The organism is Nocardioides sp. Z13_37 (genome assembly GCF_058355585.1).
In genome coordinates, this window is the sequence record NZ_JBZGDV010000022.1 from 1 (window position 1) to 1,535 (window position 1,535).

Annotated in this window: 1 protein-coding gene; it reads right to left on the minus strand. The window is 68.4% G+C overall.

Going from position 1 to position 1,535, the window contains the following annotated elements; all coding sequences use genetic code 11:
- Nucleotides 1–315: 315 nt before the first annotated feature.
- On the minus strand, nucleotides 316–1,371 hold the full coding sequence (locus AC4H2S_RS21160) for an IS110 family RNA-guided transposase (RefSeq protein WP_491498962.1): 1,056 nt from the start codon (nucleotides 1,369–1,371) through the stop codon (nucleotides 316–318).
- Nucleotides 1,372–1,535 lie beyond the last annotated feature (164 nt).

The window sequence follows — 1,535 nt, forward strand, 5'->3', positions numbered from 1 at the left end:
CACAGCTGATATGTAGGCACCTGCTGTCAAGGGCAGGTTGAGGCGCCCGTCCCACTGATGGTGGGGCGGGCGCCTCGTGCTTCGTCGGGGTGTGGCGGCTGGTCAGCGTGTCGTTTGCGACGCACGGTCAGGCTGATATGCGCGGGTTGGTTACCGCAGGACGGGCTGTTCGGCTGGAGCGGATCGCGTGTCTAGGGTCGAGCGTCGCGCCGATCGCTGGTGTGGCTCTCGGTGCTGCTCATAGCTGTGTCGCGGGTCGCTCCTCGCGCTGCTGCTAGCGCGCCGGGATCGACGAAGCAGTTCAGGGGCCGGTCCTCATTCCTCGAGGACGGCCAGCGACCAGCACCAGCCGGCCAGCTCGCGGGCGATCGCGACGTTGGCGATCGTGTGCCTCTTGTGTCGTGCGCGCATGGTGTTCCAGCGGTGGTGCAGTCGCCTGTTGCCCTCGTCGCCACGGGCGCGAGCAGCAGGCCCTGCGAGTTCCCACCGGTCCCGCATGGTCTTGCCGATGCCGTAGGCGGGACGGTGGTGCCACGCGGCTTCGACCAGCAGGCGCCGCAGGTGGGTGTTGCCGGTCTTGGTGATCGACCCCTGCACCCGTGAGGTGCCCGAGGAGTACTCGCTGGGCACCAGTCCGATGAACGAGCCGATGGTCTTGCCGGTGAAGCGGTCCCAGTCGCCGACCTCGACCGCTAAGGCGAGCCCGGTCAGGGTCCCGATTCCGCGCAGGCAGCCCAGCCGCCGCAGCATCGGGGTGAACTCGCAGTCCGCGGCCATGGTGGTGATCGCGTCGTCAAGGCGGTCGCGGCGTGCCTTCACGTGGAGCACGGAGTCGTAGTCGGACTCGAAGGTCAACCGCGTTGCCGCGGAGTCCAGTTGGGCACCGGTGCGGCGCAGCCACACGTCGTGGGCGCCGGTCCACGCCTTCCCTCCGGAGTAGACGTACCCCTGGCGCAGCAGGAGCTTCGACAACCGGTGCCGGGCCCGCATCAGGTCGCCCCGGGCGTCCTCGCGGGCGCGGACCAAGTCGCGTGCAGCCTCTTGGTCGACGCTGGGCACTGTCACCGCGGTGATCTCGTCGAGTCGCAGCAGCCGGGCCAGGTGCATTGCGTCCTTGGCGTCGGTCTTGACCCGATCACCGCTGGGCCGTTGCAGCTTCGACGGCGCCACGACCTCGCAGCGGATCCCGGCCGCGTTCAACGACCTCGACAACCCGAACCCGGTCGGACCGGCCTCGTAGGCCACCGCCACCGGACCCTGCAGTCCAGCCAGCCACGAACGGATGTGCTCATGTGACGGGGTCAGCTTCGCCTGGACGAGCTCGCCCGTGACGCCATCGATCGCCGCTGCCGCGACCGATCGTGCGTGCACGTCGAGCCCAACACTCGTACGCTCTGTAAACACCCGGGGCCTCCATCACAACTGTCGGATAGGCCGAGCAGGCAGCCCCTGCTCGGTAACCCACGAACATGTGTGAGTGAGGCCCCGGCCCGCAACCAACTCAGGACGAGCCGGTCAATCCATACCGTCTAGGC